The sequence below is a fragment of the Asaia sp. W19 genome, assembly GCF_003994335.1.
GTDB lineage: Bacteria > Pseudomonadota > Alphaproteobacteria > Acetobacterales > Acetobacteraceae > Asaia.
Genome location: NZ_PNQZ01000054.1, coordinates 22,069 through 44,059, shown reverse-complemented (window position 1 = coordinate 44,059; position 21,991 = coordinate 22,069). Strand labels below are relative to the sequence as shown.

The 21,991-nt window shown below is 58.8% G+C and carries 25 protein-coding genes and 1 tRNA gene; 14 read left to right on the top strand and 12 right to left on the bottom strand.

Features of this window, described 5'->3' with window-relative positions; all coding sequences use genetic code 11:
• The 8 genes from C0V97_RS10150 to C0V97_RS10115 all read left to right on the top strand — a co-directional run.
• On the top strand, nt 1-613 hold a 613-nt coding region (locus tag C0V97_RS10150), incomplete at its 5' end, for a recombinase RecT (RefSeq protein ID WP_199751811.1).
• Entirely contained in the window at nt 610-1,200 is a 591-nt protein-coding gene (locus C0V97_RS10145; protein ID WP_233582095.1) for a 3'-5' exonuclease, read from the top strand. The genes C0V97_RS10150 and C0V97_RS10145, both read left to right, overlap by 4 nt.
• 136 nt (nt 1,201-1,336) lie before the next feature.
• Nucleotides 1,337-2,131 carry a hypothetical protein gene (locus C0V97_RS10140; protein ID WP_127102487.1) on the top strand — a complete coding sequence of 265 codons (795 nt, stop codon included), beginning with the start codon at nt 1,337-1,339 and terminating at the stop codon, nt 2,129-2,131.
• Nucleotides 2,128-2,907, top strand: coding sequence for a hypothetical protein (locus C0V97_RS10135; RefSeq protein ID WP_127102486.1), 780 nt, complete (start codon nt 2,128-2,130; stop codon nt 2,905-2,907). The genes C0V97_RS10140 and C0V97_RS10135 overlap by 4 nt, the downstream gene beginning before the upstream one ends.
• Nucleotides 2,900-3,133, top strand: a complete 234-nt coding sequence (locus tag C0V97_RS10130; protein WP_127102485.1) for a hypothetical protein — start codon at nt 2,900-2,902, stop codon at nt 3,131-3,133. Before C0V97_RS10135 ends, C0V97_RS10130 begins: the two co-directional genes overlap by 8 nt.
• The gene (locus C0V97_RS10125) at nt 3,126-3,383 is read left to right on the top strand and encodes a helix-turn-helix transcriptional regulator (protein ID WP_127102484.1); all 258 of its coding nucleotides are present in this window, start codon (nt 3,126-3,128) and stop codon (nt 3,381-3,383) included. Before C0V97_RS10130 ends, C0V97_RS10125 begins: the two co-directional genes overlap by 8 nt.
• Nucleotides 3,340-3,684 carry a helix-turn-helix domain-containing protein gene (locus tag C0V97_RS18930; protein ID WP_127102483.1) on the top strand — a complete coding sequence of 115 codons (345 nt, stop codon included), beginning with the start codon at nt 3,340-3,342 and terminating at the stop codon, nt 3,682-3,684. The genes C0V97_RS10125 and C0V97_RS18930 overlap by 44 nt, the downstream gene beginning before the upstream one ends.
• Before the next feature lie 38 nt (nt 3,685-3,722).
• Nucleotides 3,723-4,571, top strand: a complete 849-nt coding sequence (locus C0V97_RS10115) for a site-specific integrase (protein WP_127102482.1) — start codon at nt 3,723-3,725, stop codon at nt 4,569-4,571.
• A 58-nt stretch (nt 4,572-4,629) separates the two neighbouring features.
• Here the strand turns inward: C0V97_RS10115 and C0V97_RS18355 are convergent.
• A tRNA-Ser gene (locus C0V97_RS18355) sits at nt 4,630-4,712 on the bottom strand.
• Nucleotides 4,713-4,875: 163 nt separating this feature from the next.
• Between C0V97_RS18355 and C0V97_RS10110 the strand changes: the two genes are divergently transcribed.
• Nucleotides 4,876-5,199: an AlpA family transcriptional regulator gene (locus C0V97_RS10110; RefSeq protein WP_127102481.1), complete on the top strand. Its 324-nt coding sequence runs from the start codon at nt 4,876-4,878 to the stop codon at nt 5,197-5,199.
• Between the two features lie 28 nt (nt 5,200-5,227).
• Here the strand turns inward: C0V97_RS10110 and C0V97_RS18675 are convergent, their stop codons facing one another.
• From C0V97_RS18675 to C0V97_RS10095, 3 genes are all read right to left on the bottom strand, one after another.
• Entirely contained in the window at nt 5,228-7,189 is a 1,962-nt protein-coding gene (locus tag C0V97_RS18675) for a hypothetical protein (RefSeq protein WP_233582094.1), read from the bottom strand.
• Nucleotides 7,190-7,216: 27 nt separating this feature from the next.
• The gene (locus C0V97_RS10100) at nt 7,217-7,708 is read right to left on the bottom strand and encodes a MobC family plasmid mobilization relaxosome protein (protein WP_127102480.1); all 492 of its coding nucleotides are present in this window, start codon (nt 7,706-7,708) and stop codon (nt 7,217-7,219) included.
• A 265-nt stretch (nt 7,709-7,973) separates the two neighbouring features.
• A complete protein-coding gene (locus tag C0V97_RS10095) occupies nt 7,974-8,282 on the bottom strand; it encodes a helix-turn-helix transcriptional regulator (RefSeq protein WP_127102479.1) in 309 nt (102 codons plus the stop codon).
• 313 nt (nt 8,283-8,595) lie between these two features.
• On the opposite strand from C0V97_RS10095, the gene C0V97_RS10090 reads away from it, so the two are divergent.
• Nucleotides 8,596-9,195, top strand: a complete 600-nt coding sequence (locus tag C0V97_RS10090; protein WP_127102478.1) for a recombinase family protein — start codon at nt 8,596-8,598, stop codon at nt 9,193-9,195.
• Between the two features lie 26 nt (nt 9,196-9,221).
• Here the strand turns inward: C0V97_RS10090 and C0V97_RS10085 are convergent, their stop codons facing one another.
• Nucleotides 9,222-10,082: a hypothetical protein gene (locus C0V97_RS10085; protein ID WP_127102477.1), complete on the bottom strand. Its 861-nt coding sequence runs from the start codon at nt 10,080-10,082 to the stop codon at nt 9,222-9,224.
• A gap of 10 nt (nt 10,083-10,092) precedes the next feature.
• A complete protein-coding gene (locus C0V97_RS10080; RefSeq protein ID WP_127102476.1) occupies nt 10,093-10,938 on the bottom strand; it encodes a hypothetical protein in 846 nt (281 codons plus the stop codon).
• A 275-nt stretch (nt 10,939-11,213) separates the two neighbouring features.
• On the opposite strand from C0V97_RS10080, the gene C0V97_RS10075 reads away from it, so the two are divergent.
• On the top strand, nt 11,214-11,846 hold the full coding sequence (locus tag C0V97_RS10075) for a recombinase family protein (protein ID WP_127102475.1): 633 nt from the start codon (nt 11,214-11,216) through the stop codon (nt 11,844-11,846).
• A 441-nt stretch (nt 11,847-12,287) separates the two neighbouring features.
• Here C0V97_RS10075 and C0V97_RS10070 read toward each other — a convergent pair whose 3' ends face one another.
• The 5 genes from C0V97_RS10070 to C0V97_RS10050 all read right to left on the bottom strand — a co-directional run bounded on the left by C0V97_RS10070 (nt 12,288) and on the right by C0V97_RS10050 (nt 17,646).
• On the bottom strand, nt 12,288-12,596 hold the full coding sequence (locus tag C0V97_RS10070) for a DCL family protein (protein ID WP_127102474.1): 309 nt from the start codon (nt 12,594-12,596) through the stop codon (nt 12,288-12,290).
• Between the two features lie 15 nt (nt 12,597-12,611).
• On the bottom strand, nt 12,612-15,221 hold the full coding sequence (locus C0V97_RS10065; RefSeq protein ID WP_127102473.1) for a DEAD/DEAH box helicase: 2,610 nt from the start codon (nt 15,219-15,221) through the stop codon (nt 12,612-12,614).
• Complete coding sequence (locus tag C0V97_RS10060) at nt 15,218-16,141, bottom strand: DUF1837 domain-containing protein (protein WP_233582093.1); 924 nt, start codon at nt 16,139-16,141, stop codon at nt 15,218-15,220. Before C0V97_RS10060 ends, C0V97_RS10065 begins: the two co-directional genes overlap by 4 nt.
• Before the next feature lie 484 nt (nt 16,142-16,625).
• Nucleotides 16,626-17,462, bottom strand: a complete 837-nt coding sequence (locus tag C0V97_RS10055; protein WP_127102471.1) for an NAD(P)H-dependent oxidoreductase — start codon at nt 17,460-17,462, stop codon at nt 16,626-16,628.
• Between the two features lie 28 nt (nt 17,463-17,490).
• Nucleotides 17,491-17,646, bottom strand: a complete 156-nt coding sequence (locus C0V97_RS10050) for a zinc-binding dehydrogenase (protein ID WP_199751807.1) — start codon at nt 17,644-17,646, stop codon at nt 17,491-17,493.
• Between the two features lie 105 nt (nt 17,647-17,751).
• On the opposite strand from C0V97_RS10050, the gene C0V97_RS10045 reads away from it, so the two are divergent.
• Both C0V97_RS10045 and arfB read left to right on the top strand, forming a co-directional pair.
• Nucleotides 17,752-18,672 (top strand): LysR family transcriptional regulator, encoded by a 921-nt coding sequence (locus C0V97_RS10045; RefSeq protein WP_127102469.1) that lies wholly within the window; start codon nt 17,752-17,754, stop codon nt 18,670-18,672.
• Nucleotides 18,673-19,134: 462 nt separating this feature from the next.
• Nucleotides 19,135-19,557, top strand: a complete 423-nt coding sequence (gene arfB / locus C0V97_RS10040) for an alternative ribosome rescue aminoacyl-tRNA hydrolase ArfB (RefSeq protein WP_127102468.1) — start codon at nt 19,135-19,137, stop codon at nt 19,555-19,557.
• A gap of 544 nt (nt 19,558-20,101) precedes the next feature.
• On the opposite strand, the gene C0V97_RS10035 is transcribed toward arfB, so the two are convergent.
• Complete coding sequence (locus C0V97_RS10035) at nt 20,102-21,040, bottom strand: NmrA/HSCARG family protein (RefSeq protein ID WP_233582092.1); 939 nt, start codon at nt 21,038-21,040, stop codon at nt 20,102-20,104.
• Nucleotides 21,041-21,057: 17 nt separating this feature from the next.
• Here C0V97_RS10035 and C0V97_RS10030 point away from each other — a divergent pair, with 17 nt between their 5' ends.
• Complete coding sequence (locus C0V97_RS10030; RefSeq protein ID WP_127102467.1) at nt 21,058-21,936, top strand: LysR family transcriptional regulator; 879 nt, start codon at nt 21,058-21,060, stop codon at nt 21,934-21,936.
• Nucleotides 21,937-21,991 lie beyond the last annotated feature (55 nt).

Below are 21,991 nucleotides of genomic sequence, written 5' to 3'. Positions count from 1 at the left end.
GCTCGCATCGTGCCTGAAGTGTGCGGCTGACGGGCTGATCCCATATGGGCGCGAATCCGCGCTCGTGATGTTTGGGCAGCAGGTCCAGTATATGCCGATGCTGGCCGGTATTCAGAAGCGCATCCGCAACAGCGGTGAGATCGCAAGCATTCAGGCACATGTCATCTACGAGAACGATCACTTCATCTGGCACCAGGGCATAGATGCGAGCATCGAGCACCGTCCGCTTTTTCCCGGCGATCGCGGAAAGGCAATCGGCGCCTATGCTGTAGCCAAGTTCAAAGACGGCAGTGACCCGCAGTTCGAGGTCATGGATGTAGCCGCGATCGAAAAGGTTCGCGCAGTCAGCCGCGCCGGCAAGAGCGGGCCTTGGGTTCAGTGGTGGGACGAGATGGCCCGCAAGACAGTGTTTCGTCGTCTCTCCAAGTGGTTGCCGATGGATACCGAGGCCGAGGACCTTATGCGCCGGGACGACGAGAACGATGCACAGGATGTCGCTGCGCCGACGATCCGGGTTGAGGCGGAAGCGCCTTCCAAGCTCGACGCGCTCGAGCATGATGACGATGGAGTTGTACTCGAGGAAACCCGCGAATTGGAAGGATCAGCAGCGTGAGTATCCTCTTCTTCGACACCGAAACCACGGGGCTGCCGAACTATGGCCTCCCCACCAACCACGAGGACCAGCCGCATGTCGTTCAGCTTGCGGCCATCCTGACGGATGAGCGAGGCGAAGAGCAGGCGCAGTTGAGCGTCATCATCAAGCCTGACGGATGGGTGATCCCTGAAGGCGCAGCCAGGGTGCACGGCATCACGACAGAGAAGGCGAGCCGATACGGTATCCGCGAAGTGGTCGCAGCCGGGGCGATGTATGATCTGTGCTGCGCTGCCGATACGATCGTAGCGCACAACATCAAGTTTGACCGGCAGATTGTCGGCACGATGTTCGCGCGCGCTGGGCGTGGTTGGAAGCTGCCCGAGCGGCAGGCCTGCACGATGATGAACGCCTCACCGATCGTGAACCTGCCCCCGACCGAGCGAATGATTGCTGCAGGGTATGGCGACAAGCCCAAAGCGCCGAGCCTGGCCGAATGCATCCGCCATTTCTATGGCGAAGAACTGGACGGCGCTCATGACGCGCTGGTCGATGTTCGCGCCTGCAAGCGGATCTATTTCGAAATGCTCGAACAGGTACCCGCATGACCCAACCCGGCGACGAGGAAATAGCGGACCGCCTGATGAGAGAGCAGGCGGCACAGGATGCAATTCGCGCCCGGATAGCAGCGCAGGGACAAGCGCAGGAGGCCATGAAGGGCCGGAGCGCAGGGGAGAGACGGGGATGACCCTCGAACAGAAGAAGGAGATCGTCGGTCAAAAAATAGCGGTGTGGTTTTCATGCGGGGCAGCAAGTGCCGTGGCCGCTCGCGAAACGATCCGCCTTTACGGCGCGCGTAATTCCGTCAGGGTTCTGAATAATCCAGTCATGGAAGAAGGGTGGGACAACCGCCGCTTTTTGGCTGATGTGGAAGAATGGATCGGGCGGAAGATCGAGACGGTTACACACCCCAAATGGCCTATGGCGAGCGCCGCCGCTGTCTGGGAGAAGAAACGATATATGGCCGGGGTAAGGGGAGCGCCTTGCACCGCGCTCCTCAAGAAAGAGGCCCGCCAAAAATGGGAAGCTGAAAACCCCTGTGACTGGCATGTTCTGGGTTTCCATGCGGGAGAAAGCCGCAGGCATCGCAATTTCACCATTACAGAGCGGGCGAATGTCCTGCCTGTATTGATTGACGCAGGATTTACCAAGGAGCGATGCGCCCAGATCCTTGTTGATGCGGGAATTCGTTTACCTGAGGCCTACGCGCTGGGACTGCCAAATGCGAATTGCATTGGGTGTGTCAAAGCGACCAGCCCGACATACTGGAACCTCATACGACAGGTTGCGCCTGATGTGTTCCATGCCCGGTGCGAGCAGTCACGCCGGATTGGTGCCCGGTTGGTCGAGGTGAGGAAAGAGCGGATCTTCTTGGACGAATTATCCCCTGACGTAATGGGCGGACCTTTGAAAGCGATCCAAATGCCGGAGTGCGGCATATTTTGTGAAGAACGAGAGACGGCGGAGATTACACAGTGACCCAGCACGAACAGAAGCCGGAGAGCGCGGAGTTTCGGACGCGGGCGGATCAGGTGCGCGAACTGTGCGCAAGCTGCTCTCACGAGGAAGTTGCGACCGCTCACATCCTCGAAGCCGAAGCCCGAGGTGCGGCAGAGCAGCGCCAGAAGGACGAAGAGAAGCGCGAATTGATCTCGGCAAATCTCGACAAGCCGGGATTGATCGAATGGTCAGTGCATATTCTCGGGCCTGATGATGTGCATCCATGCGGGTCCAGAGCAGAAGCCGAGGTGCTTGCGGAGGAGACGAACATTCTCGCCGGAAGTACGAACAAGGGCAGAAGCGACGATGAATTTGTCACCTATGCGGCTTATGTCGTCCCGCGTTTCAAGGCTGACCGAGAGGCCGAGCAGCGCCGGAAGGATGCGGAGGGGGCGGAGCCGGACGGATGGCAATATGAATACGCGCGTGGCGATTGGCATGATACCAGATCGCCTGAATGGTTCATTGAACGAGGCACAAAAGTCCGCCCCCTCTACCTCCGCCCCGCCAACGTCGCCACGCTTGAGGATCGGGTGAAGGAGTTGGAGGGGGTCTTGAAGGAAGCCGCATACGCTCTTGAGCGAGTGAAAGACGGAAAGCGCGGCGGATACAATGCCCGCAACGGCAAATTTGTCTCTCTCCAGATGAGTGACGGTGAACGCGGCGATATCATCCACAGTGAGGTCACTTTGCACTGTGAATACGCTCTCGAAGCGTTGCGCTCAGCCATCCGCGCGGGAGGCGAGCATGGGTGAATGGGAGAAGGCGCAGGCCACCAAAAACGCTATCGTTGGGTTCGCGAAGCACGACCCTGAGATATCCGTTCATCTCGGGGCGCTCTATGGCGTGGCCGATATTGCCAAAGACGAGATCACCATCATCAATGATTGGGGTGGAGAGGTCAGTTTTCCTCGGTCCGAATTCGAAAGGCTTGGCGGATATCTCGCCGGGGTGATGATCGAGGAAGCCGCCCATGACTGACCCCACCCCCTTTAACCGCCTCCTGGGCGAGCGGGTACGGCGGATGATCGTCGCACAAGGCCGGTCTCAGGAGAGCGTGGCCGTCGAGGCCAGAATTTCCACGAGTACGCTCGGCTTTCTGATCAAGGGCCAGAACAGCACGATCAACACGGTTCTGAGCGTCATGGCCGCACTCAAGGCCCCGCCTGAGGTCATGGCGGCGATCTATGCCGACTTTGTGGAGCATCGGAAGGAGAGGGCAGATGGGTGAGGGAATGCCTCGGCTGCTTACCGTCAAGAAAGCAGCCTCTCAAATAGACGTTTGTCCTGAGACGGTACGCCGGGCCATCAGGGCTGGGAAGCTCGCAGCCTATCGCAGGCCGGGCGGATACCGCGTCTCAACAACTGACCTTCAAGCCTACATGGACACCTACCATTGCCCCGCATCAGAAATGATAAGCCCCACTTGGAATTACGTCGCGGCAAATGGGCGATCGTCTGGTGGGAAGAAGGACAGAGAAAACGACTTTCGACTGGCACAGAGGACGAGAAACGCGCTCGCCAAGCGCTAGCAGACTTCGAGGGAGCGCTGGAGAAGGCGCCCCTCAAGATGGCTGTGTCTGAGTGTTTATCACGATATGTCGAAAGCCGAAGGGGGAAGGTATCGGCGCTGAAGCGTCTTGAAGAAGCCACCGTGCCGCTCGAAGAGGCATTGGGCCATCTCCGCATTGACCAGATCGACCAGAAGCGTTGGGACGCATTCGCCGCAAGCCGTTTCAAGAAACGTGGAGAGGCAAATGTCCCGATCTCACCCGGAACACTGCGCCGTGAGTTTAACGTTCTGCGGGCGGCGCTGCGCCGAGCGTGGAAGGACGGCTATCTCGTCCGACCGCCTGAGATCGAGCCGCCACGTGATAGCGCCCCGCGCGACCGATTCCTGACCAAGGAAGAAGCCCGACGCTTGATCGACGCTGCGCAGACCCCGCATGTTCGGCTGTTCATGGCCTTGGCCATCTACACCGGTGCACGCAAGGGCTCGATTCTGGCGCTCACCTGGGACCGGGTCCACTGGACCACCAACATGATCGACTTCCAGGAGCCGGGCCGCGCCCTGACCCGAAAGCGCCGCGCAACCGTGCCAATGACCAAGGCGCTGCGCGATGAAATGGAGGCAGCGTTTGATGAAAGGAATGGGGACTATGTCGTGAACTGGCACGGCAAGCAGATCCCCACCGGGCTGCGTTGGTCTTTCAACAAAGCTTGCGAACGGGCAGGGCTGACATGGAAGCCAACGCCCCATCACCTGAAGCACTCTCTGGCGTCATGGTTCGCGATGGACGGCGTGCCGATTGATCAGACCTCAGACTGGCTGGCCACTGATCCGCAGACATTGCGTCGCGTCTATCGGAAGTTCGACCCGTCATACCTGAAGACCATTGCGGAGGGCTTTAAGTTGTAGTGGTCCATGTGGACCGCTACTATGCCTGTGGATAACAGAGAAACCTCAATGTTATCAATGGCGTCCCATAGGGGATTCGAACCCCTGTTGCCGCCGTGAGAGGGCAGTAACAACCCTTGGTGTTCCTGAAGGTAAGAAGACAAATCCCTGATTTCCATGCGTTTTGTATCACCACATGTCACTGCTTGTCACCCCTGATCTTCCTCCGTTTGGCTCATAGTTGGCTCATGGCTCAGCCACATTCAGTTGACGTGTTTATCATCTGACGGCTTAATAAGAGGCTTCGTTTCCGAACGCTGGACTCATGGCCGATACACCTGATCCTCTCCGACCGGCCGTGCTGAACTACGAGGATGCTGCGCGCTATCTCGGCATTTCTTCTGGGCGCTTACGCAATCTCAAGTGGATGGGTATCGCCCCGAAATCCATCAGCTATGGCAGACGCGACGTGCGCTTTCGCGTGACTGATCTGGACGCATGGCTCGACCAGAAAGCAGGCGTGGCATTGCCACCCGAACCAGCGCGTAAACGCCCCAAGAGACCGCGCAGAGGTCTGACCGTCTGGCTCGTTCCAGCCCTGCTAGGTCTCATTGGCCTCATCATCTGGCTGATCAGTCTGTTCCTGTGACGTATTCGGGTCTGGTCTAATCTGACCATTACGGCTCAAAAACGGAAGATGGTTTCACCGAGCAAGGAGCTGGAACCTCAGCGACAGGCGCAGTTTTTTCGCTCTTCATCTCCTCTGCCAGTCGCTCCGCCTCTGCCTGGTCCAACTTTCTCAAAGCGGCACGTGTCACGTATTTGGCCTTTTCAAGATTGCCGGTCAGCTTGCATTTCATGATCTCTGCCTGTGTCTCACGCGGCAGTTTTGCTGGCGGCATCCAGATGGCCTTCAGCAGGTCCAGTTTCCGCGTCGCATCCTCACACCGGATGACATGGCGTTCTTTCCAAGCGGCGATCTCCTCCTGCCTGCGCCTGTCGGCCTCGCGGCAGAGCGTGACAAGCCATTCCCTGCATGTATCCCGTCTGACGATCTGCTGAAGCAGCTCACGGTTCTCTCTCCGCAGCTGCGCATTGGCCTCCTCGCGTTCTGTCGGCACAGGCAGGCAAAGCGGCTCGGGTGGCGTGGCACGCAGGCCAAGATGCCAGAACACGGTCTCCAGCAGATAGCGCAGGATCTCGGCCAGCATTTTCGCGAGCCGTTCGATTTCCTCGTCGAGATGAGAGAGGCGTTTCTGCTTTGAAAGGATAAATACCCTGTCACGCAGAGCGTCACGCTCCTGTCGTGTTTCCTGCAGCTGTTTTCCGGTCTGCCAGAGGTGCCTGCGCGTGTCTTCAATCTGCGCAAGCAGAGCAGCGCCTTGTTCATCGACAGAGTGCCGTGGACCATACTCCAGAGGCGGTCTTGCATTGAGTACCGTGCGGCACGCTCGGGCTTCTCGTTTCCACTGCTGGATGTAATGAGCAAAGTTCGGTGGCAGCTCATCGATACGATCCAGCGAAACGATCTTTGGCTGTTTTTGCGAAGGCTGTGACGGCCTTGCTTTCGAAGCCGCTCTCGCAAATGCTTCGGGGTCACGCGTCAGTTCCTCGAAGGGCGGCAGGAGCAGACCGCTCTGCTCTGCGTGACTTTCCATCGCAGCCGTCGCCAGAGCAGCACGCTCCAGGAGCGGTTTGACTACTGCCCGGATATCTCCGCATTTCGGTCGGGTTGCTTCATCCACCAGAAGCTGGCGGAAATCCTTCATGCGCGTTTTCGTCAGGCGCGTGAAAGACCCGATAAGAACGCCGTCTGACGTCTCGATGATATGCGCATCCTTGCGGGTATCCTGCCGGTCTCCAGCGCGCATGACCCAGCCCCTTATCTTCAGCAGGGCGCGAAAGCGATGCAGCTGATTATCCGACCGCGCCCAGAAGGAGGCGATGGTCTTCTTCGCTTCGGCAAGATCCAGCCCCTGTCGCTCGGCTATACGACGTGATTGCGAGGTGTAGGCTGCACGTGGAAGGGGCTGGGGTCCGCGTTTGGATGCGGATGCGGCTGGAGAGAGGGGTGTGTCAGGAGATGCATGGGTAGGGGCGGGGAGGTTTGCAGCACCGGATGCTGGCCCCTGCAGGACCGCCTCAACACGCTCCGCTTCTGCCGTCTTTCCTTCCTGACGCAGGGCTCTGGCAATGGCCCGGTCATGCCGCCCCGGTACCAGTGGATGCCCCAGACGCAGTTCCTCGAGACGGGCACATTTCTCCAGACGCTGCCAGGAGAAGCGCGAGCTCAGCACATGGTCGTCCTGCCATTCGGGCAGGAGAAGATGACCATGGGGGCTGCCATCCTTCTGATGCACGACCAGCGTCATGCGCTCCCTGTCCGCCTGCAGCTCATCGCACAGCCTGGCGGCAAAAGACGCGAGTGCCTCGTCACTCATGGGCTCGGCAGGGCTGAAGGCGATATGACGCAGGCCATAGCGTATGCCCTCACGCCTTGCTTCCTTCATCCAGTCCGCAAGGCACCAGTCACTGCCATACAGAACGCGTATGGCCTCATTCCTCGCGCCCTTTAGCACGTGCCGGGAAACGGCCTGATGGCCGCTTCTGGTCCGGATACGGGTTTCCTGCACAATCATGCGTTCCCCTCCGGACTATGAGGAGGCTTAGTGCAGTGTTGTGGGCGAGGTCGCTGGCGTCTGGGATGCTCCTGCGTCTATCCCTGTCTCTGGTTCGACCATCTTCCGCTGTCGGGACGTCCTGCTTGTCCTTGTCACACGCAGGGATTTGAGCAGGACATCGACGCGGTCCTTTGTCTTTTCCAGCGCATCCAGAACATTCCCCGCCCGGACAGCGTCGCCGCAATTTGCATAATGAGCCAGCTGGTTGAGGTTGTTGCCGATGCGCCCGAGCTCGCCCCGCAGCTTGCGCAATGAGGCACCCACCGCCATCCCGTCATGACCGGTCAGAGACGCCTCCTGCAGCAAAGATCGTACCCAGAGAGCGGTGGTCTCATGACCCAGAAGACGCGCTGTACCGGCCCACGCAGCGAGCTCGTCAGGCGAGGCACGAACCGACAGGCGGGACGAGCGGGCAGGGCGGGACAGGCTGGAAACAGGAGGCGTCACGGGCACAGGAACAAGGGGCGAGGCAGACATGGGTTACGCTTTCCATCAAGGGGGTCAACGGGGGCGACAGCCCCCTTGCCAGCTGCTTCGTGCACCCAACGGGTAGCCACGAAGCACTGCTGGCTCAGGGGAGCCAACCCATGTCCTCATGATAGAACAGGACAAGAACAGATGCCGGGTGGAGCAGGCGGCCTCTGACAAATCCCATGAAGAATGAGGGGAAATTTCTACCTTCCGGCCTCGGAAAATCTGCGCCTTTGCTATCTGTCGCGTCCGGTCGCCGGAGAGCTTTCCTTCAGCTTGCCCCGGTCTCCTGTGATGCAGTCTCTGCGGTACCAGCATCCGCATCGACGGCAGTCTTCGGCTCCTCGACGGCCTTCAGCCTCACGCCGGGGCCGAACTGCTCATCGGCCGGGATGAACACCGCCCCGCAGGCTTCCAGCGTTTCACGCATGGCCCGCAGGGTGCGGATATGGGGTGTGCGGGCATTGGTCTCGAAATCGGCCACGGTGCGATGCGCCATCTCGGCCATCCTGGCGAGGTCACGTTGCGAGAGACCCAGCATGGCGCGGGCGGCACGGCATTGCGAGGCAACAAGCGTCATGGAGGTCTCCGTAGAGGTAAGGGCAGGGGGTGGAAGAGAAGAGGGAGAGGAAGAGAGACAGGCGATAGGCGATAGGGACAGAACATAGGGCAGGGAGATTGATGTCGATACTGCCTCATATGCGTCGTTTTCGGAAGCACCCGGACGGTTTTCTGAAAAAAAGGGCGTGGTTTTTTCGTGGTTTAGTGCGCTGGGTGTGACGAAAAGAGTCCAAACAGGATTGTAGGGAGTCCAAATATGTTTTGGAGTCCAAACACGTTGACTACGACATAAGAACGCCGCTATCTGTCGTCTCGAGAAGGAGAACGCAGTCATGGCGCGCTATGGATATGCCCGGGTCTCGACCGATATGCAGAGTGTCGATGCCCAGCTTCCCGCCCTCGAAGCCGAGAAGCTGGACATGATTTTCGTCGAGACCGTGTCGGGTGCCGTGCCTGCCAGAGAGCGTCCCGTCCTTGCATCGCTGCTGGACCGGCTCCAGCCTCACGACAGTCTTGTGGTGGTGCGTCTCGACAGGCTGGGGCGCGATGCAATCGATATGCTGCAGCTCGTCTCCGCGCTGGATGAGCGCAACGTCAGAGTGCGTATTCTCTCTCTGGGCATCGAGACGGGCACGGCCAATGGCCGCCTGTTCCTCACTATCCTGATGGCGATAGCGGAGTTCGAACGCGAGCTCATTCGCGAACGTACCCGGGCGGGGATTGCAGCAGCGCGGGCGGCAGGGCGTCGCATCGGACGGCCCCGTGCGCTGACATTGGCACAGACGCAGCATGTCAGGGCATTGGCGGCACAGGGTCTGTCTATCCGGGACATCGCGTCCGTCATGAATGTCGGGCGCGCTACCGTGCATCGAGCGCTGCAGTGCGAGGCTGGACCGCAGCAGGCCGGGCAATCCTCCAGCGCCGCAGCCTGAGCCTGACGCTGGAGTGGTGTGTTGCCTCAGTGACGGGGCCTTCGCACCAGCGTGAGACCTGCCAGACCGCAGGCGGCGACAAGCGCAAGCCAGTACCCGCTATTCCATGAGGTCGCATCAATCAGCGCGGTCGCCTGTTTCTGTACCATGGCCTGCAAATCATGTTGCATCGCGGCATTACCGCCAAAACCGCCGAGCAGCTGACCTGTGCTCTGGGCTGCCTCGGCTGCGAGATGACGCAGCCGCGCATGCACGACCAGAGGCAGGGCCAGCAGCAAGAGCAGTGGCAGGATGTTGAGCAGACGCGCCCGGGCAAAACCGAGCCACGGTGTCACCCAGGGCAGGAGCGCGATGGTACAGCCGAGCAGACGCCAGAAGCCGAACGTCACAGTGATGCCTGCACCACCCGTCTGTACACCGAGCAGCTGGTTCAGCGTGTAATCAAGCCTCATGCCCAGCATGGAATTGCCTGCATCGAGCGTCCATCCCGGCAGAGCGTAGAACCCAAGCAGCAAGGCACCTGACATGACCATGCCGGGCAGGGTCATGCGGTCCCTCTGCTGGCGTAGGTAGGGCAACAACACGGCTCCCAGTGAGCCGCCATTGCTGCGCAAGGTCTGACCGAATGCGCTCAGCGTTTCATTGGCCAGCACATCGCGGCCAAGCACATGGATGGACGCGATGCGTCCTTCCGGTGTCAGGATAAAGCTGACTTTCTGGTTCAGGGCCGGGGCTGCCGGTCCCTGCCAGATGCCGGAGAGCGTAAACTCATGTTGTTTTCCGTCGGACACGAGGAGGCCTGGCTGGGTGTCGGGAATGCGGATGATTGTGCCGCGATTGGCATCATCGGCATTGATGGTTCTGGGCGAAGAGGAGGAATGGTTCATCGGTCTGTCCTCACAGGGCGGCCTTCGCGGTGGCATGCGCGAGTTTGGCCTCGATGGCTGCATTGAGCTGCCGGATGATCTCGGCTGTGATGGCCTGTTCGGCACCGATATCCTCGGTCGTGATGCTCAGGCTGCGCACGGCGGAAGGGTTTTGCGGGACGACGCTGACAGCGATGCGCAGCCAGGCCTGTGTGGTGGCAGCGCGCGGGTCTGACGAGGGCGAAGGATCAATCCCGGTGCCATCCGCTTTCTCGATGACGTTGCCGCTTTTGAGCGCGTAAAGCGCGGTTGCGGCACTTCCATCCGACAGCGGCGGCAGATGCGCCGTGTAATGCCTGGTGAGTTCGGCCTTGAGGGCATCGTATCCCGGTGCATTGAGGGGCGGGTAGGAGACAGTGCGCTCGATGCGGGTCACCACGCCGCCCATGACCGGTGGGGCGAGGGTGACATCGATTCTGTCACTCTCGCGCTGGCAGGCGAGCGATGCCAGATAGGGCTGGCTCTCGATATCCACGCCCTTATGCGATGTGCGCAACGTCTCGGTTCGCAGGCTTGGTTCTGTCTGACAGTATTGGCGCAGAACACTGGTGGCTTCCGGGGCGGACATGCCAAGCGACAATCCGAGTATGGAGGCCTGACCGAGCGCATTGCTCATTCTGGAATAGGTGAGCTTCTGCGTGAGTGCGACGCCGCCATTATCCTGTGTCGCAGGAGAGGTCGGAGGCTCCGTGACGTGCCCCTGACCAAGCGCATTGGCCGCATTGACCATGTTGCGGCGGAAAGCCTCCATATCCTGGGCTTGAGCGAGCGGCGCTGAGGCCGCAGACAGCAAGAGGCAGGCGATGACGCGTTTCATGGTTTCCCCCAGAGTGATGTGACGCAGGCCAACACAGGGTCGGGACAGGTGTCAGTCTGAGCCGCCTCAAAAGACACGACAGGGCAACAATGGGGTTATGGGGGAGCGGAAGCCCGACCTTGCAAAACCTTTGCCCTGACTGATTTTCTGGTGGCTCGACCGTGTCCTGGCCGGTTGTGATGACCGGTCCACAATCCGTCGGTTTCGGGACGGCACGGCATCGGGCCGGGTGTCCCGTCTCCAAACCGTGTTCCGAAATCAGCGAGGGGGTTTTCATGACACGGTATGGCTATGCGCGCGTCTCGACCGAGGAACAGACGCATGATCCGCAGCTTCTGGCACTTGAGCGGGAAGGGGTGCAGGAGATCGTGCTCGACACGGTCTCGGGCGGGGTTCCGGCGACGTCACGACCGGGTCTGTCAGGGCTGCTGGCGAAATTGCAGCCGGGCGATAGTCTCGTGGCAGCACGTCTCGACCGACTGGGGCGGACCATGCTCGACGTCATGGGGCTGGTGGGCACTCTCGTGGAACGTCAGGTACGCGTGAGGCTTCTCGATGTCGGGATCGAGACCGGCACGGCAAACGGGCAGCTCTTTCTGACCATCCTGGCTGGGTTTGCCGAATTCGAGCGGGAGATCATCCGGGAGCGAACGCGGGCCGGGCTCGAGGCAGCACGGCGTAGCGGGGCACGGATGGGACGGCCTGCTCGGCTGACCGACAGGCAGCGTCGCCACGCGGTCGAACTGCGCGCATCAGGAAAATCTTTGCATGAAATTGCGCAGATCATGGCCGTCTCGAAAACCACAATCTGGCGCGCGGTTTCCTGCGGGGGAAAGTGTTCCGGAAACGCAGGTTCCGGGACGGGTGGCCGGATCGATCGGTCGGTCCGATTGACACCGACACAGTAATGACCGGTTCCGGGACAGGAAACGTGGCGAGGGGCGTTAGGTTTGATGCGAGGGGACAGCTATGGGGGGGACAGCAGAATGTCGGTTATCGGGAAGAAATGACTGAATGCTGCCATTCACAGCTTTCACGCTCATGACGGCTATCGACCAAGTCACGCCGTTCCGGGGCAGCCGCTGGAACGTCGGATTGGGTGTCTGCCGGTCGGCTGCGCGCAAATTTCTCGGTCTTTCCGCGCTGTTGCGGGCGCTCCCTAAAGCGAACGTACGTTTCCCGCGCCTATGCCGAAGTCAGTGTCACGATCTGCATCTCTTAAGGCGTGGATTATTCACACTCGTCCACCCATCCGTACCCTCTCGTGACAGATGTCGATGCCGCGCTCGAACAGCATGTTTTCGACAGTCCGCAACGATAGCGGAATGCTGAACCCAGAATATCGGGATTTAGCCGGGACGGACATTGCCGTAAACGCAGGCGCGATGAGCGAATTTTTCGGTGGTTCCATCGGTCCGATTTACCCAGAAGCACTTGGTACCATAATCAGCGGTCCTCACGCTGAAATCAGCGACGCCGGAGCCGATCTTCTTATCACCCTCTGGGTGGCGAGCCAACGCTGCAATCAAAATCTTTGAGTCTTCCGCGCTCACTTTGTCCCCGACATCATACTTGCGCAGCATGGCATTGAGGTAGGCTACCGCATCACCTTTGCTAGCGAAATGTAGCTCACCCAAGCTGAAAGGTTTCGCAGGCATGTTTACCCTCCCTCGTTACGGACTAACGGTATCCGGACTGCCTTCATCGATAGCAAGTATCTTCTCTCGAATTTCCCGAACGATGATCGCTGGGATGTCCATTGTATCGAACTGGTCGTCGCGCTCCCGAATCCACTTCATACATTCTTCTTTGGTAAGGTTATCTCGCGCGATCTTTTCGTAGAGGCTTACGGCACTCATACGAGATAGGCCCATCTCCATGAGAGACAGCAGAGTGCGCGTTGACACGCCGAACTCCAGCTGGGTGCCGATATCAAGATCGGTATCGATCAAATCTTCACGACCGATTTCGCGGAAATGTAGATGCAGAATGTCCATGTAAGCCGAGAGATATTTTGGCGCTTTGAAGCGAGCCACCTGCTCGACGTGTTCCATTGTTTGTCTGATCAACTTCGGCAGGACGAACTTCCGACCATGCCTGTTGTGATAATCGATGTTCGCTCTGATCATGGCCGCGAGGGAAAAACCTTTCAGCCACTGAACGACGATCACGACGTATAGGGGGATTAGGCTGTCCGGCATGAACGCCGGATAGAGATGCTCGTTGATCCTCCGCATGATGGTGACGAAGCGATCGTAGCTGTCCTGGCTTTCGACCGGCGCCGGTATCAGGTTTTCGACATCCTTTTCGTAGGCCCGAAACGCTTCCAACAATGACTGAAGGCCAAGCGCGCTCACGCCTGGGTGTCGCTCTGCGAAGCCTGATCCAATCTCGATCTTGTCAGCCAAAGCAGCGAGTTGCTCGTCGATCTTTGCGATGGTATTAGGACTGTGACGCTTTGCGAAGCTCGCCTGCGCAATCGAGCCCAGTCGCAGGTAGGTGGATAGGAGATATGCTCCAACCTGTTCGAACCGGCCGACGTCGGCCAATTCGAAGAGGGGTGTATCTACCCTTCTCTCTAAGTAATCAGCCATGCCGTCACCGGTCTCCAAAACAGCGTCGCTCTCGCGTTTGATCGGATAGCGTGAGCGGATAGGCACGCCATTAGGCCAAGCTGTTGTGTCATCCGGGTCGATGCACACGATATTACCCTGAAACTCGTTTCCCCACCTCCCAGCACGACCAGCGAGGTTCCAAAAATCATGGGACTCCATCGGATTTCCCATACCTTTGCGGGGACCACGGACCACGATTGTCCGGCAGGACAAATTGACGCCCTCGATCAGGGTAGAGGTGCAAACAAGAAAGCGGATTTTGCCGCTTTTAAAGAGCCGTTCTACTTCCTGTCGGATCAAGGACGGCATGTTGCCGTAGTGGAAAGCAACGCCCTTCAGAACGAGCGATGCAAGGGCAAAATTTGGGTGAACACCCTTCCGCGCCAGGTCCGCCAATTCGATCAATTCCTTGTCGGTCCCGTCGATCGCGGGGACAAGCTGGGCGATCAAGTCGGCGATATCTTCGGCATCGCCAGCTCGGTTGGCATAAACCAGCGTCCCGCCTCGCTCACCCACTGCGGCTGCAATGAAGGCCAGCTTTTTGGTGACGTTACCAGGTGAGCTGGCAAGCTCCAAAACACCCACGGGCTGGGATGCCGTTCCCTCCCTTATCGACAGATTCCAGAGTTTCGGCTTGCGCGGGACTTGCTCGGCAACGATCAGGTTCTGAATGACCGTCGGGGCGTCGCTATCGACGGCATCCGTTTTCGCTGTCCTCGGGGCATCGGCCAATAACTCCTCGGGATTTTGCGTGGCCGGGCTGATGAAGACCACTTTGAGATCATCATTCGAGCGTTCTAACCGCTCGATCGCATCCTGCAAAATGACGCCGCGCTGATTGTCCCCGATCTTGTGAGCCTCATCGACGATGAGCAGATCGACGTGGACGTTTTCTCCGAGAACATTGGCTAACAGATGCAGGCGCTCCTGCGTAAACACCAGGATGAGCTTCTTTCCACCTAACTGAGCGGCATCATACTTCTCCGGTAGAGGAAGAGACGACACTTCAATCTCTGCCGCCTTGCCCAAAAGCTGAGCCAAATTTGTCTCAATCTCGGAAACAAGCGCGCGCGTGGGTGCTAGGTAGACCGATACCCGCGTTTCGGCCGAGCGCATATGATTTATCAGCCATTGCAGGACTAGGAAGGTCTTACCGGATGCTGTGGGCGCCGAGGCCGACAGCCAATTATTCAGCGTGGCGCTATCCCAGAACCGTTGCTGAAAATCATTGACCTGAAGCCAGTGGCCGCTAGATTCTATCAGAACCGAATGATCAAGTTTGCGACGCTGGGCCTCCATCCGTAGACCGAAACCTAACCGGCCTTCTAGGTCCGTTTCGAGCAGCTTGCGGTCGTTCGCCAGGGCAACAGCTCGAAAATTTGTCAGCTTGCCTAGAAGGACGGCTCCCGCGTCCTTCACTGGCTGAGTGTCAGCCATCGTCACGGCTCCAGTCGCGATGCGCAAAGCCGCTTCCTGATGCTGCCGAGATGCTGACCGAGCCAAAATGCTGCCCGCGAACAGCAGACGGTGCCAATCGATAGGAGCTGTCTCCGCAGTTTCGGGCGCGAGGTGGTCGAGTTCTGTCCGAACGGCCAAACGCGTGAGGGTTTTGACATCATCTTTAACCCCCTCGTCCATCAGCCATGTCGCAAGTTGGTCGAGGCTCATTCAGTAAGCCCCATCGCTTTGAGAAACGCCTTTCGAAAACCATCTGCCGAGGGCAACGGAATGCACAGCACCTCGATTTCAATTTGATTAAGCTTCTCGGCTGTCAGTCGCTTGCCGATACGGGTTTTTAAATGTTCCAGTTCGGCCTTCGCCGCTTTGGCGATCTCTTCCGCTATGCCCTTCACGCCGTCGGTCGGATAGTAATCCGCATCAAATCCAATCAGAGCGATGCCGCAGTAGCGAACGCGCTTGGATTGCTTTGAGTCCTTGTTGAAATATTGTCGGAGAGCCGTCGTGACGATTGGATCCGACAGATCGGCTTTGTCGCTCAGAAGGATTAGGTCCTTTTCTCGCTCCGCGCCCTCATGATCGGGCTCGATCAGGAAAGGCGCGATTGACGCGAAGCACTCTTTGATGCCGTCTCCGACATCCTTGTAGACTTTGGACTCACCCCAAAAGAGCTTCAAAACCCTATCTTCTGTGACGCCAGCGTAAACGCCATCTGCGCCATGATAATGCAGGCGGGTGTCGGTTTTCAGGTCCATTTTGCAGAGGATTTGTGGGAGCTTCAAAAAGCGCTCGGCAAGCAGAAACAGCAGCATCTCCCCGCCCTCGCCCGTGAGGGCAAGATCGGTGAAAGACCGTTTCGCTTCCTCGTGAAGCGCGGCCATTGCCTCGCCGCTGTTCCATCTCTCGTCCCGCGCCTTCGCGTCAGCCATTTTCGCGCGTGGGATGGCGTAATTGGTCACTGCGTTTCGCATAAACTCCGCGAGCCGGTGCGGATCGACACGGCCATTCGCGTCGACTGTCAGACAGTGACAGTGAATCTTTACTTGGTGTCCATCGAGAACGGCGTCGCGCTCGACGAGCTCAAGGTGAACTTCGAGAGTCTCAGGATTGCCGGTAAGCGCGGCATTCAAATTCTCGACAGTGATATTAGACAGGTCGTCCCCTCCAACGTCGCGACCGGCATACGATTAGCATCCATTTTATAGGTTATTTGCCAAGCCGTGTCCCGAGGGTATTTATGATCCGGTTTGGGCCGAACAGCAAATCCAGCCCTGCCATGCTCACCGAAGCGTCAGGGGGCACCCATCGTGGGCCATAGGGTGCATCGTCGGTGATGACGAAGGACGCCCGAAACGACAGGGGAAAGGTGGGCAGATGCGTGCGGATGTCAGCGATTGACAAAACCTGCCGCTCGACACGTTGCGTGGAAACGGCAAGAAAGTCCCAAACTCTGTCTATCGCGGTTCGTCCGACAATGTCGGCTTTCGGGCAACCGCCATCACCACTTTGATGTCTACCTTGAAGGCGGACGCAGCCGACGGCACCATGTGAAATTGTGCCATTCCGCGCGAGTGGCGATCAAACGGCGGCTTCTGATGCCAGCGCGGCCAGCGTCTAAGTCTGATTTGGTTTAGCGTCTCGGCAGCGCGGCCCGCGCTTCTTCGCTTTTCGTGGGTCGGCCCGGTCGGAAAAGTGCGCGGCGAGGCCAGTTTGGCCCGGCGCAACGTGGTCGGCCATGGTGTGGTGATCGGGGAAGTCACCGCCGTTTTGTAACCGGAAAGGAATCGACGCGTCTGTGAACAGCCCGGCAAGACGCTTACGCCAAGCTATCTTGATCGCCTGCATTTCTTCCGCCGTGGAAACGCGACCCGCGCCGTAGACCGCATGCGTTGGAAGCACCTCCATGCCGGGGTAGAAAAGCGCGCCATGAGTCAAAGGGAACAGCAGTTGCTCGATCGGCCCGTTGATGCCCCGCGGGCCGTAATCGGCTGCTGGGCCGCCGGCCTGCACGTTAACCAGCGCTCGCTTGCCCTTGAGTATACCCTCGCCGAAGCGGTACTGGTTGGAGCCATTGTGATAGCCGTAAGCGAAACCAAAGGCATAGACCCGCTCTATCCAGCCCTTCAGGATCGCGGGCACGCCGTACCACCACAGCGGGAATTGCAGAATCACTGCATCAGCCGCGAGCAGTTTCTGCTGCTCGGCGATCACGTCGGGCGTCTGATGCCCGCTTGCGTAAGCGTGTCCCGATTCCGCGATGAAAGACAGCCGTTCGGGGTTGTCACGCATGGGGAAGTCGGCGGCGTCGTACACCGCCTTCCACTTCATGCCGTAGAGGTCCGAATGAACCACGGTATGTCCCACTGCCGACAACGTCTCGGCGGTCACGTCGACCAACTGCCGTGTCAGCGAAGTGGGTTCAGGATGCGCGTAAACGATAAGTATGTTCATGGTCCGATGCTCCCACTGTATACGTTGATCAGAGTTCGGCAACGACGTTGCCGGCGTGCCTGCCGCTCTTCTGTAGCCGGACGGCGTCGTTGAGCTCTGCGAAAGGAAAGGAACGGTCGATCGCCGGGTGTCCGTAGACGGCATCGATTTCATCGCAGGCCTCGCGATAGGCGTGGACGTTCAAGATGCAACTCATGTCGGCGATGTCCTACGTGGTCTGTATCTGAGGATGATGCGCCGATATAAGGTATTGTTGAAATCGAATGATTTGTGTGTTGCTATCCACTGAATGGATATCGGATCCCTCGATCTCAACCTGCTTGCAACGCTGGACGTGCTGCTGACCGAGCAAAACGTCACCCGTGCCGCGCGCCGGCTAAACCTCAGCCAACCCGCCCTCTCGGCGCGGCTGGCGCGACTGCGGATCGTGCTGGGTGATCAACTGTTGCTGCCCGGGCCGCGCGGCATGGTGCCGACCGCCCGCGCCATCGCCCTGCGGCAGCCGTTGCGCGCTGCCCTGGACGGCGTGCGCGATGTGGTGGCCACCGCAAACCCGTTCGTTCCCTCAACGGCTGAGGGCACTGTCGCGATCGTTGCCAGCGACTATGTTCAGTACGCCGTGCTGATGCCTTTGGTCCTTCGTCTGCGGAAGGAAGCGCCTGGGATACGGATCGCCTGGCGTACCGCCAACATTGAGGCCGGAATTCGTCCTTTCGAACAGGGCCTTGCAGACCTGTATCTGACAATACCGCAAGACATTCCAGACGGCTTGCGCATGAAGCCGCTCTTTGATGAAGATTACGTTTCGATCGGCAGGGCCGATCATCCGGTCCTGCAGGGTTGGCTTGACCTCGAGACGTTTTGCAGCCTGGAACACATCATCGTCTCCCCCGAGGGCGGCGGGTTCTCAGGACCGACCGATGTCGCGCTGGCGGCCCTGGGACATACCCGACGCGTCATGCTCTCGGCGTCAGGCTTTCTGATGGTACCGGAGATGGTCGCCCGCTCGGACATGGTCGCCCTCGTGCCGCGCCGCATCGTGCAGGGACGTGGCCTTGCGTTGCAGATCCTGCCGCCGCCGATCCGCGTCCCGGGCTTTACCATCGCCATGGCCTGGCATGATCGCACCGCCACGCATCCGTTGCACCGGTGGATGCGCGAGATGATCGCGGTCGTCGCTCGGACAACGGTTTCGGATATCGGGGTATGATTGTCATGTTATACACCCAGACGCGATGTCCGCTCTGCGGCTACCTGCTCACGCCCGCAAGCGTCCGCAAAGAAGGCGGCGCAGCTGTACGGCTTCGAGTACATCGGTGAGAGTCAGCAGTCTCTGAGGTGCGCTTTCTTGTTTATTGTTGAAATGCTTGAGCCGCACCAAAGGACAATGATTCAAAGCGGGCACCTGAAAGTTCCCTAATTGATGAAAGTATTCGCGATCACGATGAACTTACCCAAGGGCATCCTAAATTTCTTATTTGAAATGTATATGGCGAAGCCAGTGGGGTCGCTCGCTCTCGATCGCGCCCAAATGCGATAGCGTTAGAGGCATGCTCTGCGGCCGGCACATAGGGGAGGATGCGGGGTAATCGACCTCTTTAGGGAAGCGCCTGAACGCTTCAGAGACAGCGCATGCGGGCATTTCGCGGTGCGATATGCTATGGGGCGCGTCATGGCAATTCCCATTCTCCCCGGCCTGTCTCTTGCCGATGACGAACTTCAGATCAGCTATATTCTGGCGTCCGGGCCCGGCGGTCAGAACGTCAACAAAGTTGCGACCGCAGCACAGCTACGTTTCGATACCGCGCGTTCCACGTCCTTGCCTGAACGGGTGCGCGTACGACTGCTGAAAATCGCTGGAAGCCGGGCGACGCGAGATGGCGTGGTCGTCATTACGGCCCGGCGTTTCCGCACGCAGATCCGCAATCGCGAGGACGCAATTGAACGTCTGACCACAATGATCCGCGAAGCTGCCCACCGTCAGGCGTTCAGGATTCCTACGCGCCCGGGGCGAGCGGCGCGCGCGCGCCGGATGGACGGCAAATCCCATCGTGCGGGGATCAAGCGCGGACGTGCTGCGCCCCGCGAAGACTGAAACTGGAGAACGAACTCGCTAGAGTATCTTCTTTATAAATATACGGGCTGCAAAGAAATCAGGCGACTGTCCACTCACTTCCGCCGTTGCATTCCATAAAAGCAGCACGGTCTCCGCAATCTGGCTCAAAGGAGGAGCGTAGATCATCATCGTCAGAGTACTACTCACACAAATCGGTCTCTCTATGCTGCCCTTAGAGAGAGGCCGGTCACATGTACTACTATGCTTCCTTTTCATAGATGCAGAGGATTATCTCTCGAACGTGTGGTGCGGCACTCGATCTGAACCCTAGGCCGACCATTCCAAAAAAAAACCGATAGCCAAAACTGTCTGGTTTCGCTGAGGAGATCGCGCGCTTAAAATTCCTCCGGGCCTGGTTGCATGATAAGCTCGGTCTTCGATATTTTGCGCCCACTGGCCGCACTACCGGTAATAGAGGCAACCGGGAGTCAAAAACCGAAAGAAGCTTGTCAATTTTCAAATATCGGCTTCCCTTTCTCGCTATGCGGCATCGACCGATCCGATCGTCAGACTACGACAGATGTTAACGGCAATACTTTGCGCGTTGCAGCGCCCAGTCCTCAAGTGTGAGCAATGAAGGGTGCTCGCGGCGCAGAACGGGGATATCAGCCTTGAACCCGTCTCGGGCAATCCACTCGAACATCAAACGGAAATCCTCGGGAAAGCGCTTCCGCATGACAGAGGGTATCGTAAAGCTGCGGCTAGGACGTATTCCGGCATCCCTCAGAATTGACGCTGCGGCGCGGGCCGTCACGCTATCGCCTGCAAGCTCCATGACCCGACCAAGGTACTGATCAGGTTTCTCGAACGCCTCCGCCGCGAACCAGGCGACGTCCTGCACCGAGACAAGCTGCATGGCCTGATTCCGCCTCAGATAGGTCTTCATCATGGAGAGCATGGTGATCCGAAAGATCATGCTCGAAAAGTTTTCCATGAATGCCGCCGGACGCAAAATTGTAGAGGGTAAGTCAAGGGACGAGATGTGCTGCTCGATCGCCCATTTGCTCTCGAAATGCGGCACGCCGCTCCGTCGCTCTACCCCGCCTGCGGAGCATTGCACGAAGTGCCTCACACCACTCTCCTTGGCAACCCTGGCAAGCGTCTTCCCTTGTCGCTCTTCGCCGACTGGACCGATCTTCATGGGCGACTGGACAGATAAAACGCCCTCAGCCCCATCAAGCGCCAATCGAAGGGAGTGATCGTCGTCTAGATCGCCGAGAACAAGCTCAACTCCATGTTTTGCCAGAGCGACTGCTTTTGGCGCCTTCAAATCCCGAACAAGCGCGCGAATGTGCCAAAGCCCTCGACGTTGCATCTCGCGGATCGTGGCTCCGCCTTGTTGTCCGGTCGCGCCCGTAATCAGAATGACTGGTTTTGACATCTCGGCCCCCTCAATACAGAGGTACGATAAGCCGTTCCCGTTGGACAGGGCAGGTGCGTCATCGTAGACGTCTTGTTCCATATCTGGAACACGAGCCCATGAACTCAGATGATCTCGGCAGCTTTCTGCGCATCGCGGAGACCATGAGCCTCAGCGCAGCCTCGCGCGTCACGGGAACGCCTAAATCATCGCTCAGCCGGGCATTATCCCGTCTGGAGAGGGAAATTGGGGCGAAGCTGTTCGAACGCGGCGCGCATGCCCTCAGACTGACCGAGGCCGGGCGCATACTCTTGATCCATGCTAGACGCGTCATGGACGATCTGAATGAGGCTGCCGCGGCCCTCGATGGGGTGACGGGGCAACCTCGAGGCGTTCTGAAGATCAGCGCAGCAACGACATTCGCAATCGGGCTGGTGGCGCCGATGCTGCCGCATTTTCTGCGAGACTACCCTGATCTGCGCGTTCATCTTGAGGCCGAGAACCGGATCGTCGATCTGGCGAGGGAGGATGTCGACGTGGCAATCCGAATAGGGGCCATGCCCGACTCCGACCTAATCGCCAGCAAGCTGGGCAGGATCGAATTATGGCCCTGCTCGAACCCAGCCTACCTTTTGGAAAGAGGTAGGCCCCAAACGCCACACGACTTGGCCGATCACGAGTTGCTTGGGTGGACCGATCAACCGTCGATCTGGCGTTTCAGGGATCGCTCTGATCGCGAGCATTGCGTACCTGTCGCTGTTCGATCCGTCATCCCGGAGCCCGCCGTCCTGCAGGTCGTCCTAGAGAGCGGGGGAGGTGTCGGGCGTTTGCCTGCCTTCTTGGCAAGCCCTTTAATCGAGCAAGGGCGACTTGTGAGACTGCTCCCCGATTATGAAGCGGAGACGGTGGAGGTACATGCGGTCTACGCCGCGCATCGGAGCCTCTCCTCCAAGGTTCGAGTTTTTAACGATGCCTTGCGTGGACATCTGACACGATAGCTACTCGTATTATCCTATGGGATACAGCTTATCGGCAGCGAAGGCGAAAGCTCTC